Source organism: Marinobacter sp. 1-3A (assembly GCF_016597775.1).
Taxonomy (GTDB): domain Bacteria; phylum Pseudomonadota; class Gammaproteobacteria; order Pseudomonadales; family Oleiphilaceae; genus Marinobacter; species Marinobacter xiaoshiensis.
This window is the reverse complement of record NZ_VCGZ01000017.1, coordinates 1-16,729: the sequence shown is the minus strand read 5'-3', so window position 1 is coordinate 16,729 and position 16,729 is coordinate 1. Positions and strand designations below refer to the sequence as shown.

Sequence of the window (16,729 nt, the reverse complement as noted above, 5' to 3'; positions counted from 1 at the left end):
CCATGTTCTCTTCCCCAACGGTTCGTACCAGTTTTATTTTCCTTGCCATTGCCTTGGTCGGGCTTCTGTTTGCCGATATTGCCATCACAGCATCCAATCCCTGGCGAGATCTGGGCAATTTCTTCCTTGGAATCGTAACGCCCAACTTTTTCAGCAGTGAAGGCCTGATGACCGCCCTGCTTAGAACGGTTGCGTTCGCGTTCGTAGGCGTTGCGCTTGGGGGAGTAGCGGGATTCCTTCTCGCTCTGGCTTACCGATCCCTGCCCGTGCGCATGTTTTGTGCATTTGTTCGCGCAATACACGAGCTGTTCTGGGCGCTGATTTTCCTTCAATTCTTTGGCTTTCATCCCCTAACCGGGGTACTGGCAATTGCCATCCCTTACGCGGGCATTTTTGCCAAGGTGTACTCGGAAATTCTCGAAGAAGCCGATCCGGAGCCCGGTCGGGCGTTGCCACCAGGCACAGGAATCATCTCGGCATTTCTCTACACCCGCATTCCAGACTGCTGGGTGAAAATGCGGACCTATACCGCGTACCGCCTTGAGTGCGGCTTGCGCTCCAGCGCCATCCTGGGCTTTGTTGGTTTGCCAACACTCGGCTTTTACCTGGAGGCATCGTTCTCCCAAGGGCTGTATTCAGACGCCGGCGCCATGCTGATCCTGTTTTACGTGTTGATTGCCACAATGCCCCTTTGGGTGCGTCCAAAGCTGCTGCCCGTGTATATTCTCGGCGCTCCCTTCTTTCTTGGCGAAGGCTTGCCCATTGTGTGGGGTAACGTGCAACGCTTTTTTACTGAAGACATAGTTCCCGCGCCATTGCGTAATGGAGAGGGTCTTGCTGGCCTTGCGCCCTGGCTGAACGACCTGATGATTAACGAGGCTATGCCGGGCATCTGGAACACCATTGTGCTTACCCAGATTGCGCTGGTGGCCACAGGGATTATATCGCTGCTGGCATTCCCGTTAATTTCCAACCACTTTGGCGGGCCCATAAGGCGCAATGCTGGCCATGTTGCATTGGTAATAGCGCGCTCTACGCCGGAATACATTCTGGCTTATATTCTCCTCCAACTCTGGGGGCCGTCGATGTTGCCCGCAGTGGTAGCCCTGGCCTTGCACAACGGCGGTATCATAGGGCACCTGATAGGCCGACAAACCAACACAATCAAACTTCGCCCCGACGCGCCAAACGGAATTAACCGATATGGGTGGGAGTTGGTACCCCGCGTTTATCGCTCATTTCTGGCATTTTTGTTTTATCGCTGGGAAATTATCATGCGGGAGACAGCCATTCTGGGGATTCTCGGCATCTACACCCTTGGGTTCTATGTAGACAGCGCCATACAGAATATCCGGTTTGACCGTGCCATGGTGCTAATCCTGATCACAGCCCTGCTGAACATAGGTGTTGATACGCTTGGGCGCTATATTCGTCGCAAGCTGGCCCTCAAAACCATGCCAACCTGCTAAGTCTCGGTGCTGAATACTCAGGGCCTACCCGTTTACCGCTTACACTCTATGTGGCCAGACACCATGTCGGAACCGCCAGAGACACTGCCCAGAATGTCAGATTTAGCAAAGATACCCGAGCGGTGTAGCAAGGAAATGCCCACGTAACAGTTCCTAACGGCTTTGTTTTCAGTCATCAGGCGCAGTGGCACATCAATTTGCCCTTCAAGGTAGTTGAGAAAGTGAGAGGTGTTTCGCTCCCGCTCCGCTTGTTTGACCTGCTCTACATACGGAACTTTTGCGGCGTAAGAAAAGCCAAAGCCAATACCTAAACGAAACCACTCCTTAGATGACCATGGCGGGTTAGCCGGGGTCATGGCCATCACGTAAGCGTTGTATTCACCAAAGTCATCCTGGTATCCGTTTTCAAAACGCCGGTTAAGGGACAACCTGCCCCAGTAGTCGACGTATTTGCCATCTGAAATCAGCTTTCCGAGAGTTAAGCCGGCCATATACGCGTGAACATCCTCGCTGCGCTTGAGCCTGCCTGTCATTGTTCGCGTAAAAGGGCCCTCTGCCTGGTAGCCGGCATTTAGCCGCCACGACCACTCTCCAGCGCGCTCTGAGCCAGACTGCTTGGTTGAGTCATCCAGTGCATTTCCGAACAGGTAGGCAAATCCGAAAGAGGCGGAAACAAGCTGGGACTCGTCCACCAGGGGGCTGTTATAGATTTCACTATCTACATGTTGAGAGGCAACGTTTGTAAATAACAGCAAGCGGGATGTTGCCCGGTACGAAGTGTTAACACCGGCACGCCAGAACGCTGCAGAATCTGGCTTATAAACAGGTCTGTCGGCCCTGGCCTCTTCGGCATCAACGCCGTAATAATAGTCTGTAAGATCGCTGTCCTGGTATACGTAGCTGAAAAATGGGGTGAAAGACCAGCGCCCGATCTCCATGCCATAAGCGTAAGTGAAATCCCACTCATAGCCATTGTGAACACCAAGTATGTCGTTTGCCCAGGTTGTTGAAAGTGAACCCCAGTCGCCGGAAACCGTGGCTGAAAAGCCCATATCTACGGTCTGATCCCTTTCGTTGATACCGTTAAAATAAGAGGTGGCATCTGATTCGAGCTGATTGAATCGATATTTGGCGAGCATATCTACACTCAACCAGTCTGATTTGAAAAGATGCGCTCCTGCAGAGGTGCCATGGGCGAATAACCATTTACCTTCATAAAGATAGAGTGGGATAAGGTCTGCCTTGCTGTCTTTGTCCATGCCAGAAATGTTATCCACACCAGTGTAAGGGCTGGTTCCCCTGCGCAGGGCTGCCCCAAGGCCAACGGTGCCAGCCGGCACTTCGATAACAGAGGTTCTGGTGTCGGGCAGGCTGGCATAAGCATCACCCATGATCAAAGAGAGGCTCAGACAAACACTAAGCCTGGTAAATCCACGTTGCATCTTGTATTTCCCGTGTGTCGCAGGTGCCGTTGGTTATAGAACAGGGCCAATGGTTGCGATAACGTTGTGCCAAATCCTTTCGTGATAATGCCAGGCAAGAACCTCAGGCAAAGTGACCACCTCAGATTGACTGATATAGCTCTGTTGGCGTTCGGTGATGGCCTGCGTTGTGGCTTCATCCTGCAGAAGGATGTTGTTTTCATAGTTCAGGTCGAAGCTTCTTAAATCGAGATTCGACGATCCGATCAGGCTGATTTTGCCGTCAATGGTGAGGGTTTTTGCATGCAGCAATCCCCCTTTAAACTCATGAATAACACAGCCGGCATCGAGCAGCCGGTGATAATAGCTGCGACTTGCAGCGGCCACAATCAAGCTGTCGTTAATTTTAGGGAAGATCAGCGCTACTTTCACACCCCTGTAGGCAGCCGCGCAAAGGGCTTCAAGAACCGTAGCATCGGGAACAAAGTAAGGTGTAGAGAGTGTCAGTTCGCTTTGGGCGCATGCAAACAGGTTGGCAAAAAGATGGGGTGTAGCACCATGACGCTCAGTTGGGCCAACGCCCATAACCTGTGCAGGAAATCCTTCTTTGCCCCGCCCAGACGATAAAGGGATACCATCCAAAGACTCGTTGGTAGCCTGCATCCAGTCACTGGCAAACAGTAATTGATTTTGAACCACCACCGGCCCGGTAAACCGGAGCATGATATCTACCCAGGGCGCGTACTTGGCTTTAATCAGAAACTCAGGGTCTGCGGAGTTCCGGCTGCCGCAATAAGTAATGCGGGCATCAATCACTGTAATCTTGCGGTGGTTTCGAAGATCCAATCTGCTGGTCAGAATGGTGCGAATGGGATGCTTCAGGGATAGAGCAACCGCCATACGAACGCCCGCCTCTTTCATACGCTGCCAGAGCGGCGAGTTTATGATTGCCCGGGAACCCAGCCCATCCGCCATGGCACGGCAGACCACACCTCTTTGTGCGGCTCGAATCAAGGCTTCAGCAATGGCGTGACCGGTGTTGTCGTCAAGCCAGATATAGTAAAGCACGTGAACATGATCGGTAGCGGCGTCGATATCGGCCACCATTCTGGAAAGAGTCTCATCGCCATCTCTCATCAACTCGGCAGTATTGCCTGTTGAAGGATGGAAGCCATTTATCGAACCCGCATAGCGAAACGCGGGGCGGTATACGGGATCAATCAGTGTTTCAGTATTGGTGGCGTCACCCATAAACCAGGACGCTTTCGCTCTTATTTCGCGGAAGACCTCTTTGTGTCGTTTGCTTGCGCGGTTGCCGATATCTGTTTCGCCGAACAGGAAATAAATAGCACTGCCGAAATAAGGCAATAAATTAAGAACCACAAACCACGCGAGCCGCCCGGGCGGCGATAGATCATCCCGTAACAAAATCCGGATGGTAAAAGTAAGAACCAACAGAGTGTGGAGTACCAGAATAATTGTCATCAGGCTGCCTTTGGGAGTATTGGGGCCTTCTCTCTTTCATTAGCCACTGGGAACCTTGTCACAATTTCTGCAGGTTAGTCGACTTAAAGGCCGTTTATGACCAAGAGTTCGCGACGACTAAGGGATACAATCCGTTACACTGTTGAAACGTTCTGAAATAGTTCATTCAAGGTAGCACCGCTCATGATCGAAGGACTTGTTGTACTGACTCAGGTCGGCCTGCTTGTTTTGGTTGTGGCCCTGGTGTGGCGAATGTTAACTCTGACTCGCTCTGAACCTCTACTGGCGACTGCAGCTGACAACCGACTCCTGCCTGTAACACCCAAGGAAAAGCCATCTGTTCAAAAACAGAAGCGCCTGGCTACCACAGATCGTACAGAGTTGTTTACCCAGCTGCACATTCTTGCAGGTCTTCAGGAAAGGGACTGTCGAATAAGTGGCCTGCAACTCAGCAACGCGCCGGAAGCGGTTCGTGCTTATGCGGCAGCCTGGTTATACGGCGCCGGTTGCGCCCTGTGCGACCAATCAGAACGGCACAGTGATTCATTAGCAGGGTTGGTGGCCCAGATTGCCGCCCGTAAAACCGGTATTCGGCAGTCAGAAGCCGTGCAGGCGATAGCTACACTGACTTCTTGCGGCGTACTGCTGGCCTGTTTCCGCGCCGGGCTTGAAGGCGCGGAATTCTGGCAGGCTCACCAGTACGTTCAGCCTGAAAACAGCCTTTATTCAGCTATTACCGCTAACGCACTGATCTGATCTCTTAACCCTTGTGCTGCTGCTCCAATATCCAGTCTGTGCCCAGAGGCACCGATTCTGCCTGGTTCGGCGTGTCTGCAGGTACACCTGCGACAGACGGGCGAGTAAATGCGCCTTCATCTGTAGATGCCATAGACTCCACATCGACTGAAAGAACCAGGTAAGTTGTACCACCCGATACCACTCTGGCCCGATGAGTAAGGCCAAAAACAAAACGGCAATAATCCAGCTTCAGCTGCATCAAATCCTGTTCGGCCTTGCGAATCTTCCTCAGAAGTACCTTTTGTACACTTTCCCCATAATCCATCATATTTTCTCTGAAGTTAGCGCGAATTCTTGCATGATTTTACACTTTCCTGAGCTTTTGTCAGCCAAGGTATGGGGTGAATAAGGGCCAGACTATCGCGTTAAATGATCCTCACTCTGAAATACCAGTTTCAAGGGCACGGATTCCGAAAGAGGTTGCTGGCCACTCTGCAGATCCACACGCCAAACCATCTCAGTGTCAGCGGTGCACAAAGGCGCAACAAACCGTGCCGAATATTGACCATTACCCCCCCCACGTAGCGGCACTGGGTACTCTCCCATGTACATAGACTCCCCCCTCAGAACCGCAATGAAGCGCTCAGGCGCCACCGGTGAAGAAACAACTAGCCGGTATTCCGTGCCCTGCCCTTCGTCGCCGATAATCTGAAGGCTAACACTCCAAAGACCGGCCCCTGTTTCCCATTCACAGGGAGAGCCCAACAAGTCGCATACAGGTAACGCAGCGTCTGCAGGCCCATTGTTTGGGGTTTGTAACCAGCGAAGGCCAAGTACAGCTACGGTCGCCAGGCCCAAAACAAAACCCAAGATCAAAATCGTTCGTAACATACCGATACCGGGCTTAAACCCCCTGTTGAAAACCACAAAGCATTATGGACACTATCTGCGTCAAGGCAAAGATTTCTAAACCAGCGCCATACATGAGAAAATGCCGCGCTCGCATATCTGACCCACTTTCAAAAACAGGAATACGCCCGTGCAGCCGGATATTTCCGTTAAAAACCTCAACAAGATTTATGAGGGCGGTTTCCAGGCCCTGAAAAATATCAATCTGGAAATCAATCGGGGTGAAATATTTGCTTTGCTTGGCCCGAACGGCGCCGGCAAAACCACCATGATCAGCATCATTTGCGGTATCGCCAACATGACATCCGGTGAAGTCCGTGCTGGTGGTTATGACATCATCAGGGATTACCGCAAGGCTCGATCAACCATTGGCCTCGTACCCCAAGAGCTCAACACCGATTCATTTGAAACTGTGTGGAATGCAGTATCGTTCAGCCGAGGTTTGTTCGGTAAAGCGCCCAAGCCCGCTCACATTGAAAAAGTGCTGAGGGATTTGTCCCTGTGGGATAAGCGGAACAACCGTATCATGACCCTCTCCGGTGGCATGAAGCGCCGGCTGATGATTGCCAAAGCTTTGTCCCATGAGCCACGCATACTGTTCCTTGATGAGCCGACTGCAGGCGTGGACGTGGAGCTTCGCCGCGACATGTGGGAAATGGTTCGGAAACTCCGGGAAGACGGAGTCACCATTATTCTCACCACCCACTACATAGAAGAAGCCGAAGAAATGGCAGATCGCATTGGTGTGATTCGCCAGGGCGAAATCATTCTGGTGGAGGAAAAGAGCCAACTGATGAGCAAACTCGGTAAGAAAGAACTGCGCCTGCAACTGCAAAACAAGCTGGACGAGGTACCGAGTGAATTGCTAACCGAGCCAGTTGAGCTGTCCGAAGATGGCTACGAACTGATATATACCTTTGACTCCCAGCAGGAGCAGGCAGGCGTTGCGCGATTACTGCGAACCCTTGGAGATATAGGCGTTGATTACCGCGACCTGCGCACTCGGGAAAGCTCCCTGGAAGACATATTTGTCGGCCTGGTGCACGAACAAGCCACCAAAGGCTAACAGGAGAAAGCATGAATTTTTACGGTGTTAAAGCCATCTACAACTTTGAAATGTCCCGCATGCGGCGCACTCTTATGCAAAGTGTGCTCTCGCCAGTCATCTCCACCTGTCTGTATTTTGTGGTATTCGGCTCAGCGATTGGTTCCCGGATGGGCGATATTGATAACATTGCATACGGCGCCTACATCATCCCCGGTCTGGTCATGCTGTCGCTTCTGATGCAAAGCATCTCCAATGCCTCGTTCGGTATTTATATGCCGAAGTTCTCCGGCACAATCTATGAAGTGCTTTCTGCCCCTGTGTCTTACGTTGAAGTGGTGTTGGGCTACGTGGGCGCAGCGGCAACCAAGTCGGTGATACTGGGCCTGATCATACTCGCCACCGCCAGGCTGTTTGTGGACTACAGCATACTGCACCCATTCTGGATGTTGTCGTTCCTGATACTGACCGCCGTAACCTTCAGCTTGTTCGGGTTTATCATCGGAATATGGGCCGACGGTTTCGAAAAGCTGCAGATCGTTCCCATGATGATCGTAACCCCGCTTACCTTTCTTGGGGGCACCTTCTACTCCATCGATATGCTTCCGGAAATCTGGCAAACCATCAGCTTGTTCAACCCGGTGGTGTACCTGATTAGCGGGTTCCGGTGGGCCTTCTATGGGGTGTCTGATGTGCACATAGGAATTAGCGTGGGGATGACACTTCTCTTTCTCTTCGCATGCATGGCAGGTATCTGGTGGATTTTCAGAACCGGTTACCGGCTGCGCACCTGATGCGATACCGCTACACCCTGCTCTGCTTTGTGGCCACCTTGGCTGGTTGCTCTGGTTCGGCTGCTGTCGAGCCATCAGTCGGCCTGCCGGTTATTGAAGGGTGCTTCGTAACAGCCTCCAACGCCGTTAGCGTCAGCCTGGAACTGGCGCGTGCGCCAAGGGATCGCCAGAAAGGTTTGATGGGCAGAAAGTCTATGGCAACCAGTTCCGGGATGCTGTTTGAGTATCAGGAGCAGCAGAGCCCGGATCATGGCTTCTGGATGTTCCAAACTCTCATCCCACTCGATATCGCCTACCTGAATAACCAAGGCGTGATTGGCAACATCAAACAGATGGAACCTTGCGACTCATCCAGTGGCGCGCGCTGCCCCAGCTATCCTGCGGAGGTTGCGTTCATCTCCGCCGTGGAAATGAACGCAGGCTTCTTTGAAGCTAATGATATTGGGGTCGGAGATCGACTCAAGCTTGGCGAACAGAACTGCAGTAATCGCTAGCGGTCTTGCCACTCCGGTTTACGCTTATCCAGAAACGCACAGATGCCTTCCCGGGCATCATCCGCAAGCAGGTTTTCTGCCATCACCCTGGCCGTGTAGTCGTATGCATCGGCCAGGGGCATTTCCAGCTGTTTATAGAAAGCGCCCTTACCTATTTTCAGCGTGTGCCCGGATTTCTCAGCAATAGTGCGAGCCATGGCGTACACCGTCTCATCCAGCAAGGATTCATCGACCACACGGTTTACCAACCCTAGCTGCTCTGCACGAGCGGCGTCGATCATCTCCCCCGTAAGAAGCATTTCCATGGCGTGCTTTCGTGATACGTCTCGAGAGAGTGCGACCATAGGTGTTGAACAGAACAGCCCGATATTCACCCCCGGCGTGGCAAAGCGAGCAGAGGTTTCTGCAACCGCCAAATCACAACTCGCCACCAGCTGACACCCAGCTGCCGTCGCCACACCCGCCACCCGGGCAATAACGGGCTTTGGCAGGTTAACCACCTGCTGCATTACCTCACTACAACGCTTAAACAACGCCAACTGAAACTCGTGGCTATCCAGCTGGTCGCGAATTTCTTTCAAATCATGGCCAGCACAAAACACCTTACCCTCAGCCGCAATCACCACAACCCGTGTAGCGCTGTCTGCGGCGATGTCTTCGAGAGCTTCACCCAGAGCATCCAGCATGCCCAGAGAAAGACTATTGCGCCGTTCAGGCTGGCTCAGGGTAAGGGTTGTAATGCCCATCTCATCGGTATGCCTTTTCAGCAGATTTGTCATGGCGGGTTACCTCCGTTCACCGTAAATCAGAAAACAGTCAGTATCAGGCAGGATGCGTTCGCTGTCGAAGCGACCTTTAGCGCATGTTACAACACGTTGGTTTTGCGATATTCACCCGGAGAGACGCCCATCCAGCGCCGAAAAGCCCGGGTAAAGCTGGCTGTATCGGTATAGCCCAAATGAATGGCTAACTCGTCGAGTTTCATGTGACTACCGCTGAGTATCTGCGTAGCCGTTTGTCGGCGCTCTTCATCAACCAGAGCCCGAAAACTGGTACCTTCCTGCTCCAGCTTCCGCCGAAGGCTTCGGGATGACATAGCGAGTGCGCTGGCCACCTCATCAAGTGTTGCCACCAACCCAAGCGGGCCAAGAATTTGCTGCCGCACCAACCCGGACAACCCACTGGTTTGTCGTTGCTCCAGCTGCAAACGGCATTGATCGTTCAGCATCCTCACCAACCTTGCATTGAACGTCGGCAGCGGCTTATCGGCGGCAAGGCCCGCCACCATAATTGCGTTACGGTGACTGTTATAGGTTGGTCGAACCCCAAGAACCTCTTCAATAAAACCAGCATACGCAGGCTCAGGCCCTTCAAACTCTGCTTTACTGATCGCCAGGCCAGATAAACTAAGCTCCCGCACCAGATTCACGCCCGTTGCCAGATCACGCTCCAGCAGAAACTGGCGCACATGCGGAGGAATAAATTCCGGATCTAAACCAATTCCAAAGAAGCCATCTTCATCGAAACAATACAGCCGACAATAGGCCGTGCTTAACGGCAGGTAACGGATGGCCGTTTTAGCTGCATCCCTTAGCGTGCGGCTGGTACTCAACGCAAAGCCCCAAATACCAAACGTCGCCACGTTGTATTGCATTCCAAGCTTCAAGCCCAGCGCAGGCGTGTCTGGCAACGCAAGAATCAGGTTCTCGATCAAACGCATTTCCTGATCGCGGGCTATGAGTGCCTCGCCATCCCCTAACGCCTCATCGGTGATACCCGTGCCCTGCAGACAGGTGTCTTTATCGACACCCAGGCTGGCGGCGAAGTTAAGCATCACCTGGCTGATGACAATGGGATGAAGAATGGGGTCTGCGTTAATCATCAAGGTACTTTTATAGTTTGGGTTTGATCAGCATAACTGGCCACAAGGGCTTCTCGATTGGCCAGAGCTGCCCTGTGTGCAGGTTACCGAAGACATTACATTGAAAGCATATTCCCAACAAATATTAAAACGAGAGGTGAGCATGCTCCAGGATGTAAGTACAGCCAACCGCGAAGCCGTTGTTTTCGCAAAGAACTACATGGGGCAATTCGGATGGCCAACGGTTGTTTTAGTGGCATTGGTGCTGGCTGGCTTTGTCGGCAACCTGGCTCTTTTTGCGTTTGGCGTGGTGCCAGCCTGGGCCGCAATGCTTATTCTTGCCGCCCTCACCTACATGGCCTACACCCCGGTGCATGAAGCCGTTCACGGAAACATTCATGGCAAGCATGACAAGCTGCGCTGGGTGAACGATCTGTGCGGTTATTTAATGGCTCCCCTGATCGCCATTCCCTACGCCTCACACCGGCTTGAGCATTTTACCCATCACCGATACACCAACCAGCCAGACAAAGACCCTGATTATCTGATCAGCGGAATTGGCCGGGGGCCCATTGGAGCAATTCGCACGGTGTTTCAGTTTTTGTGGTTACAAAATACGTTTTTTGTAAGTGCCCACTGGGGCAAAGCCACGATTAAAGAGCGCAGCGTGTATTGTGCAGAGATAGCGGTTTCCCTGGGTTGGCGCGTGGCCTTTCTTGCCCTGATCGATGTACCCGGCGCTGCCTGGGTGGTTCTTCTTGGGTATGTGATGGGTGGCTTTTTCACCGCCTACTGGTTCGCCTATCGGCCACACATCCCTTACAAATCTGCCGAGCGTTACCGCAACACCAACAGCCTGATAATGCCCACCTGGATGAAGCCATTAGAGTGGTTTTGGCTGGGCCAGAATCTGCACTCCATCCATCACCTGTTCCCCAGAGTTCCCTTCTATCACTACCACGCTCTGCATCGGGATATTGAACCTGTCATTCGGCAACAGGGCACGCCGATACTGTGTATTTTCACGCGTAAGCCCTTGGCGCCAAAGTAAGCTGGTGATCATAATCTGTATACTAGGTTCCAGGTTTCTTTATGGGCGGTTCGCATGTATCGGTTAGTGAGTATATTGTTTAAGGCAAGCCGCGTGACAAAAGCTCTCCGTATATTTTTCGTCTTACCAGTGGCAGCAGCACTGCTGACTGGCTGTGAGTTTTACAAAAGCGGGAGTGTTGAATCAGAAAAGGAAGTGGCGCCCATAGCCTGGTGGGAACCCATGGAGCCGGATGTGACCATCAACGGCGACGAATTTTACGCAGGTACCTGCTCCATCACCCGAGTAACAGGCAGTGGTGATGAGAAAACCGCAGAAGTCATATTCAAAGTCCCATCCCGCCTGTTCACCCAGTGCACCAATAGCGGGCGCGGTGAGAAGGTCCTCGATTACGACGGTGAGTATATTGTTTTGAGAGTTTGCGAGATCGCCTACGGTGCAGGCGGCTGCGGAGGTGATAGCTACAGAAGTGCAGACTTCGAAAACTGGGAAGAGCACATAGGCGTTACGTGGATTAATGGCGAAGAATACGAAGCCTGGAGAAAAGTTGGTTCCAAATCATCAAAAGCGGACTCGGTGAAAAAGGTGGTCAGGGAATAGCCGGCATTCGGCGTGTGCTAGCCCTTACGATAGATCCCAACGTCCCAACCCCGGTATGTTGTTGAGAAATCAATTTTCAGCCCCACCTTCGCCGCTACCCGAATCGACGCTATATGGCGATGAGCGATAATCGCAATCACAGAATCCAAGCCACATTTTGAAAAGCCGTACGCGAGCGCTGCCGCGGCAGCCTCTGAAGCCAACCCTTGGCCCCATGCATTACGAGCGAGGCGATAACCAATCTCCACCTCCTGCACTCCGTTCAGGTCAACCGGACTCAAGCCGCAAAAACCAATGATGGCTCCCGAAGAACTGTCCACAATCCCCCACTGACCAAAGCCATGCTCTTTGTATGACGTTAGACACCCGTCAATAAACTTTTGGGTGTCGTCATCAGTGCACGGCCCATTGGTCGAAAACTCCATTACTTCTGGATCGCCAAGAATTTCTCCAAGCGCACCAGCGTCGTTGAGGGACAACTCCCGAAGCACTAGTCTCGGCGTTTCTGCTATGAACATGCTAGTTCCTTGAAAAATATAAAGCCGCAGATAACGAATGTCACTCAAGACCAATTACTTAGTTGGCATCAGCGTAATTTCACGCACATCGCATCTAGGGTCGGCAGAAATAGCATACACAACCGCATCGGCTATATCGCTGGGGTCTAGCTTGTCTGGCTTGGCCTCATCAAAAAAGGGCGTATTGACCATGCCGGGGCAGATGGTGGTACAACGACCGTTCCATTCAGCCATTTCGGCGGCTAGATTTTGGCCAAATCCGTAAGCAAACCACTTCGAGGCACCATACACAGAACCTTTCAATGTGATCTTGCCTGCAATGGAGCTGGTAATAATAAAGTGCCCCTGGGTTTCTTTTAATGCGGGCAGGCTGGCTTTGGCGGTAAACAACAGCGCATTGATATTAACGTCCAGCATCGTTTTCCATTCGTCAGGATCACCGTTTTCGATGCCCGGAGCGTTAACGCCTGTGCCTGCATTAGCGAACACCACATCGAGTCTGCCGAATGTTTCTATGGCTTTATCCACCACGTTTGTAATTTCGTTTAGCTTGGACACGTCTGCCGTTACCGCTAAAACCCTGTCGTTGCCCCACCTTTTGACTATGTCGTTTAGCTTGCCGGTACTTCTCGCCGTAATAACGACTTTGTGCCCCGCCTCGATGAGTTTCTCAGCTGTGGCTGCACCAATACCGCTAGAGGCACCTGTGATCAGTACGATTTTTTGGTCAGTCATTGCTTTTACTCCTCATTAGAGGCTGATACACCCCTGCTCGGCACATTCACTCCTTCGGAGCAAATTGTTCGAAGACCTCTTGCCCTGTCATTTTCTTTGTTTTGTTCTTGAATTCGTAGAATGCGGGCTTTTCATCAATGAAGATCTCACTATTCAGCGCGAATTGCTCGCTCTGGAATAGTCCTGCCGGGATGATGTACTCATTGTTTGGAAGCAGATGATAGAAGAGATGCGTACCGCATTTGGAACAAAAGCCACGCTGCGCCCAGTCGGAAGACTGGTAAGTTGAAGGCTCTTCTCCCTCAAACTTTACGTTCGAGCCACAATGGACTGCAAACATTGGTCCACCAGACCAACGTCTGCACATAGAGCAGTGGCAAAGCCCCACTTCAGCCTGGCTTTCCGAAACAACTTCAATAGAACCGCACAAACATTTACCTTTCATGTGAGTCTCCCTGGCTGATCGAGGCCCTTGCCAACGACTACAGCACGTGCGGCTGCTGAATGGAAGCGAAGCCGCGACAGACAAGCTGTCGCCGTGACAGGCCTGACTATCTGTTTATCACCTGAGATCAAAGCCCGTCTTCTATCATTCCTTTGATTTTCTGTGCTTTTTCAAAATGGTCAAGCTGGTGCGTCTGTATCCACCATGTAGCTGCTTCCATTAACCGCTCTGGATCATCATTTTTGTTGTCGAAGAATGCATAGAAAGAAAGGCCGACAGTGCTGCCTTTAGCCGCTATTTTTTTGTCACACACCTCAATGATTCTAGCTCTCAGATCACTTCTCATTTTTTTGCCACGTCCTGAGTATTAAAGTCACCCACACACATGACTGCAACTTGACCATGCTCCGCGTGACTGCAGAAATATATGCTCTCGATAACGGCGCTTTTCCAAACACGTTCAAGCGCTACTTATTGGCAGAGCCGGATATAAACTGTTAGCAGCTTTGATAGGCGGCTACAACTCGTATATCAATGGCGCCTATACGCGGGATTTTTCATCCACCCAGCGATATCGGACTGGGTCAATGGCTAGCAGAGAAGTTCTCATGGTTTCGCGCAATGTCTTGTCCGCCCGACGAAAGATACCTTTTAGCTCGGTGTCGATGCTTTGCTTTGAGGCACCCAGTTTTTCAGCCTTTGCGTACCAGTCATGCCCCTCTGAAAAGTTACCTAGCTCAATGTTCAAAGCACCCAGCAACGTACAGGGCCTGAAATTTTTTGGCTGTAACTCGTGAGCCTGTATCCCGAATTGCAAGCCTTTTTTACGCTGTTTCAGGTCGCGCAACACACCGCCGTGAGTAGTGAGCATCGCCGAGTGGATCTTGGGGTGTTTTAAGCTTTTCGCCGGTACCTGCCCGATAAGTTCTTGCGCTGATTCTGGCTGCTTGCACTTTCGATAGTGACCACTGGCGTTAATTACATTCCAGGGATCCCTGGTTCGAATATATTCTCTTGCGCAGAATTCAGCTTCCCGAAAATGGTAGGCCTCCCGCAGCTCTTTAGTGAAATACCGCTTACCCTCAGCGTTAAGCCAAACAAAGTCCCGCTCGGCAATACGGTTACCAGCCTCAACGTGCTGGAGAACATTCATCAACCGCAAGACTAGAGGCTGCTCACTATTTTCGACAATTCCGTACTTCTTGCGCAGGATGTATGCGGGATCCCGTTCGCGAGCAATACGAGCGGCCTCTACTGTCTCTCGCTGGAGCCTTCGTGCTTTAAGCTGTGCAATACGAGTTTTTTTTGCGGCTTCAGCTGCATGGATCGATGAAATATAGGACTCGTAGGTTATTTGGCCTGTGGCCAATTTATACAAGAGGGTAAACCCTTTAACCTTGAGGTAGTTAATATAGGCTGGCGAAAGAACATGCCCCTGATACAGCGCCCACAAAATATTGCTAAACGGCGACCGAACCGCACTAGGATGGTTGTCAATGTGATAGTGACAAGCAATATCATGGGGAGTAAGGGGGCTATAGTCAGGGTCACGGATTCTTGCCTCGTAAAAGGCTTCTGCAGCGACTCGGTTCCGCTTGTCCTGTTCTGTCCACTGAGCCAAGCGAGCCTCATCTTTTGCTTTGCGCTCAGCATCCTCAGCAATGCGATCAACTTCTCGTGCTGCGCGAGCAGCCTTAATGGCATTTCTTTTTCGCTCGGCCTCTTGAGCCCACCTATCCGCTTCGGCTCGACGCTCTTTCTCAAGAGCTTGGCGCTGCGCGTCAGCAGCCCGTTCGCGGGTAACTAACTCTGGATCCAAGCCTTCGATAAAAGCCTCATAGGTCAACTGGCCGCTTGCGAGTTGGTGCAATCGAGTAAGGTTTAGCTCTTGCAGGTATTTCAACGACAGTGCAGTGAGTGGCCGCCTGTGAAACATGCTTTCGAGGACTTTGCTCAGGCGAGTGCCTGGAATAACCGCACCATTGATGTGGCTGACGTAAAAGTGAGAGGCGATGTCGTAGCAAGTTGGGCGATGCGATTCCATACAGTAAAAAGAGTCCATTCTAGGGGGAACAACCTGAGTCTCGTTCTTCCCTGATTTTCAGAGGCCCGCGCTCAACAGATCGCGGCCAGGACCAGAGTTAATGATCGGGCTTAGTTTCGCTGTGTGGAGAGCTACTTGCGAATTATGGTGATCTTGCTTTAGATCGGCAACCTTTGTGGCTGAAGCGGTCAATCTAATCTCGAACACTCAGCCAAAGCGTTACGCCTACCCATGGCCCCTGTGCCAAACGAGTCGATCACACTACAAAAGGGCTAAATGGCTGAAGGATGATCAGGACACCGGTGAGTATCTTGATTGCCCTGTCGTCCAGTATGATGAGCCCTCTAAAGGCAAGTTGTTTGGCCTTTGTGCTCGGGGTCGATGCTGGATTTCGAGAGCTTTACGATGGGTGGTGAAGCGGCCGCAGAGAACTAAAGAACCAGCTTCCACCTGGAACGACTCCTGGCTCGAACGGGTTAGTCGCCTCATTCAAGTCCGGAAAATGGCACAAGTGGAAATCGGCGCACGGCCTAACGATACCGCTTATGCGTGGGAGATACTGAACGGTCAGAGTTACCCGCCACCTTGGAGTTCTGTCAATAACTGTACGACGATCAATTATTCATCATCTAGCTGAGAGGAAAGCCGATTAACAATGGCTAGGAGATTTCGATAATTTTCCTCGCCCAAAAGATCAAGATTGCCTTTTGTGGCCAAGCGATAACTGTCTCTTGCCTTCTTTAATCGCTCAAGAAGTGGCAATACCTGGCCGCTGACACGATTTACAAAATCGAACAGGTCAGCTTTCGATTTGGGAATCTTATAGCCTTGACTTGAACTAGCTATAACTACATCGTTATCTCTAAGCTTTGCGATGACAGACGATCGAAGAGCCTGTTCACTACAATTCGGAAAACCATTCTCTTTTAGGTGATTCAGAATTTCAAAGGTCGGAATATAACCTCTTTCGTCAAAGAATTTACTTTGAAAAACTAAATAGTCGCCCCTGCAAAAATGCCACTTTCAGAGAGCCAACAACTCACTGGTCTTAGTTGATTCATTCGGCAGCGCCAGAGTTGAACATAAAATAGCCAATATCAGGCGTAAATGCCGCCCATTT

At 51.5% G+C, this 16,729-nt stretch carries 18 protein-coding genes; 7 read left to right on the top strand and 11 right to left on the bottom strand.

Going from position 1 to position 16,729, the window contains the following annotated elements; all coding sequences use genetic code 11:
* Positions 1-2 precede the first annotated feature (2 nt).
* Positions 3-1,469: a PhnE/PtxC family ABC transporter permease gene (locus tag FE848_RS17925; RefSeq protein WP_200205227.1), complete on the top strand. Its 1,467-nt coding sequence runs from the start codon at positions 3-5 to the stop codon at positions 1,467-1,469.
* Positions 1,470-1,501: 32 nt separating this feature from the next.
* Here FE848_RS17925 and FE848_RS17920 read toward each other — a convergent pair whose 3' ends face one another.
* Both FE848_RS17920 and cls read right to left on the bottom strand, forming a co-directional pair.
* Positions 1,502-2,911, bottom strand: coding sequence for a MipA/OmpV family protein (locus FE848_RS17920; RefSeq protein ID WP_200205226.1), 1,410 nt, complete (start codon positions 2,909-2,911; stop codon positions 1,502-1,504).
* A gap of 33 nt (positions 2,912-2,944) precedes the next feature.
* Positions 2,945-4,375 (bottom strand): cardiolipin synthase, encoded by a 1,431-nt coding sequence (gene cls / locus FE848_RS17915; protein WP_200205225.1) that lies wholly within the window; start codon positions 4,373-4,375, stop codon positions 2,945-2,947.
* A gap of 183 nt (positions 4,376-4,558) precedes the next feature.
* Here cls and FE848_RS17910 point away from each other — a divergent pair, with 183 nt between their 5' ends.
* Positions 4,559-5,131, top strand: coding sequence for a hypothetical protein (locus FE848_RS17910; RefSeq protein ID WP_200205224.1), 573 nt, complete (start codon positions 4,559-4,561; stop codon positions 5,129-5,131).
* Positions 5,132-5,135: 4 nt separating this feature from the next.
* Here the strand turns inward: FE848_RS17910 and FE848_RS17905 are convergent, their stop codons facing one another.
* Both FE848_RS17905 and FE848_RS17900 read right to left on the bottom strand, forming a co-directional pair.
* On the bottom strand, positions 5,136-5,441 hold the full coding sequence (locus FE848_RS17905; protein WP_227715448.1) for a hypothetical protein: 306 nt from the start codon (positions 5,439-5,441) through the stop codon (positions 5,136-5,138).
* Between the two features lie 89 nt (positions 5,442-5,530).
* Positions 5,531-6,004 (bottom strand): hypothetical protein, encoded by a 474-nt coding sequence (locus tag FE848_RS17900; protein ID WP_200205223.1) that lies wholly within the window; start codon positions 6,002-6,004, stop codon positions 5,531-5,533.
* 148 nt (positions 6,005-6,152) lie between these two features.
* On the opposite strand from FE848_RS17900, the gene FE848_RS17895 reads away from it, so the two are divergent.
* Genes FE848_RS17895 through FE848_RS17885 form a run of 3 tightly spaced genes read left to right on the top strand, consistent with a single transcriptional unit; the run spans position 6,153 to position 8,355 of the window.
* Complete coding sequence (locus tag FE848_RS17895) at positions 6,153-7,088, top strand: ABC transporter ATP-binding protein (RefSeq protein WP_200205222.1); 936 nt, start codon at positions 6,153-6,155, stop codon at positions 7,086-7,088.
* Between the two features lie 11 nt (positions 7,089-7,099).
* Positions 7,100-7,861 carry an ABC transporter permease gene (locus FE848_RS17890; RefSeq protein ID WP_200205221.1) on the top strand — a complete coding sequence of 254 codons (762 nt, stop codon included), beginning with the start codon at positions 7,100-7,102 and terminating at the stop codon, positions 7,859-7,861.
* Positions 7,825-8,355 (top strand): DUF192 domain-containing protein, encoded by a 531-nt coding sequence (locus FE848_RS17885; protein WP_310966374.1) that lies wholly within the window; start codon positions 7,825-7,827, stop codon positions 8,353-8,355. Before FE848_RS17890 ends, FE848_RS17885 begins: the two co-directional genes overlap by 37 nt.
* Here FE848_RS17885 and FE848_RS17880 read toward each other — a convergent pair.
* Positions 8,352-9,134, bottom strand: coding sequence for an enoyl-CoA hydratase (locus FE848_RS17880; RefSeq protein WP_200205220.1), 783 nt, complete (start codon positions 9,132-9,134; stop codon positions 8,352-8,354). The genes FE848_RS17885 and FE848_RS17880 overlap by 4 nt on opposite strands.
* Positions 9,135-9,220: 86 nt before the next feature.
* A complete protein-coding gene (locus FE848_RS17875) occupies positions 9,221-10,237 on the bottom strand; it encodes an AraC family transcriptional regulator (protein WP_200205219.1) in 1,017 nt (338 codons plus the stop codon).
* A gap of 142 nt (positions 10,238-10,379) precedes the next feature.
* Here FE848_RS17875 and FE848_RS17870 point away from each other — a divergent pair, with 142 nt between their 5' ends.
* Together FE848_RS17870 and FE848_RS17865 are read left to right on the top strand one after the other, a co-directional pair.
* Complete coding sequence (locus FE848_RS17870; RefSeq protein ID WP_200205218.1) at positions 10,380-11,267, top strand: fatty acid desaturase family protein; 888 nt, start codon at positions 10,380-10,382, stop codon at positions 11,265-11,267.
* A gap of 93 nt (positions 11,268-11,360) precedes the next feature.
* Entirely contained in the window at positions 11,361-11,867 is a 507-nt protein-coding gene (locus FE848_RS17865; RefSeq protein ID WP_200205217.1) for a hypothetical protein, read from the top strand.
* 17 nt (positions 11,868-11,884) lie between these two features.
* On the opposite strand, the gene FE848_RS17860 is transcribed toward FE848_RS17865, so the two are convergent.
* From FE848_RS17860 to FE848_RS17840, 5 genes are all read right to left on the bottom strand, one after another.
* On the bottom strand, positions 11,885-12,385 hold the full coding sequence (locus FE848_RS17860) for a GNAT family N-acetyltransferase (protein ID WP_200205216.1): 501 nt from the start codon (positions 12,383-12,385) through the stop codon (positions 11,885-11,887).
* A gap of 54 nt (positions 12,386-12,439) precedes the next feature.
* Entirely contained in the window at positions 12,440-13,120 is a 681-nt protein-coding gene (locus FE848_RS17855; RefSeq protein ID WP_200205215.1) for an SDR family oxidoreductase, read from the bottom strand.
* 46 nt (positions 13,121-13,166) lie between these two features.
* On the bottom strand, positions 13,167-13,565 hold the full coding sequence (locus FE848_RS17850) for a GFA family protein (RefSeq protein WP_200205214.1): 399 nt from the start codon (positions 13,563-13,565) through the stop codon (positions 13,167-13,169).
* A 127-nt stretch (positions 13,566-13,692) separates the two neighbouring features.
* Entirely contained in the window at positions 13,693-13,911 is a 219-nt protein-coding gene (locus FE848_RS17845; RefSeq protein ID WP_200205213.1) for a DUF6500 family protein, read from the bottom strand.
* A gap of 195 nt (positions 13,912-14,106) precedes the next feature.
* Positions 14,107-15,609 carry a cell envelope integrity protein TolA gene (locus tag FE848_RS17840; RefSeq protein WP_200205212.1) on the bottom strand — a complete coding sequence of 501 codons (1,503 nt, stop codon included), beginning with the start codon at positions 15,607-15,609 and terminating at the stop codon, positions 14,107-14,109.
* Positions 15,610-16,729: the final 1,120 nt, after the last annotated feature.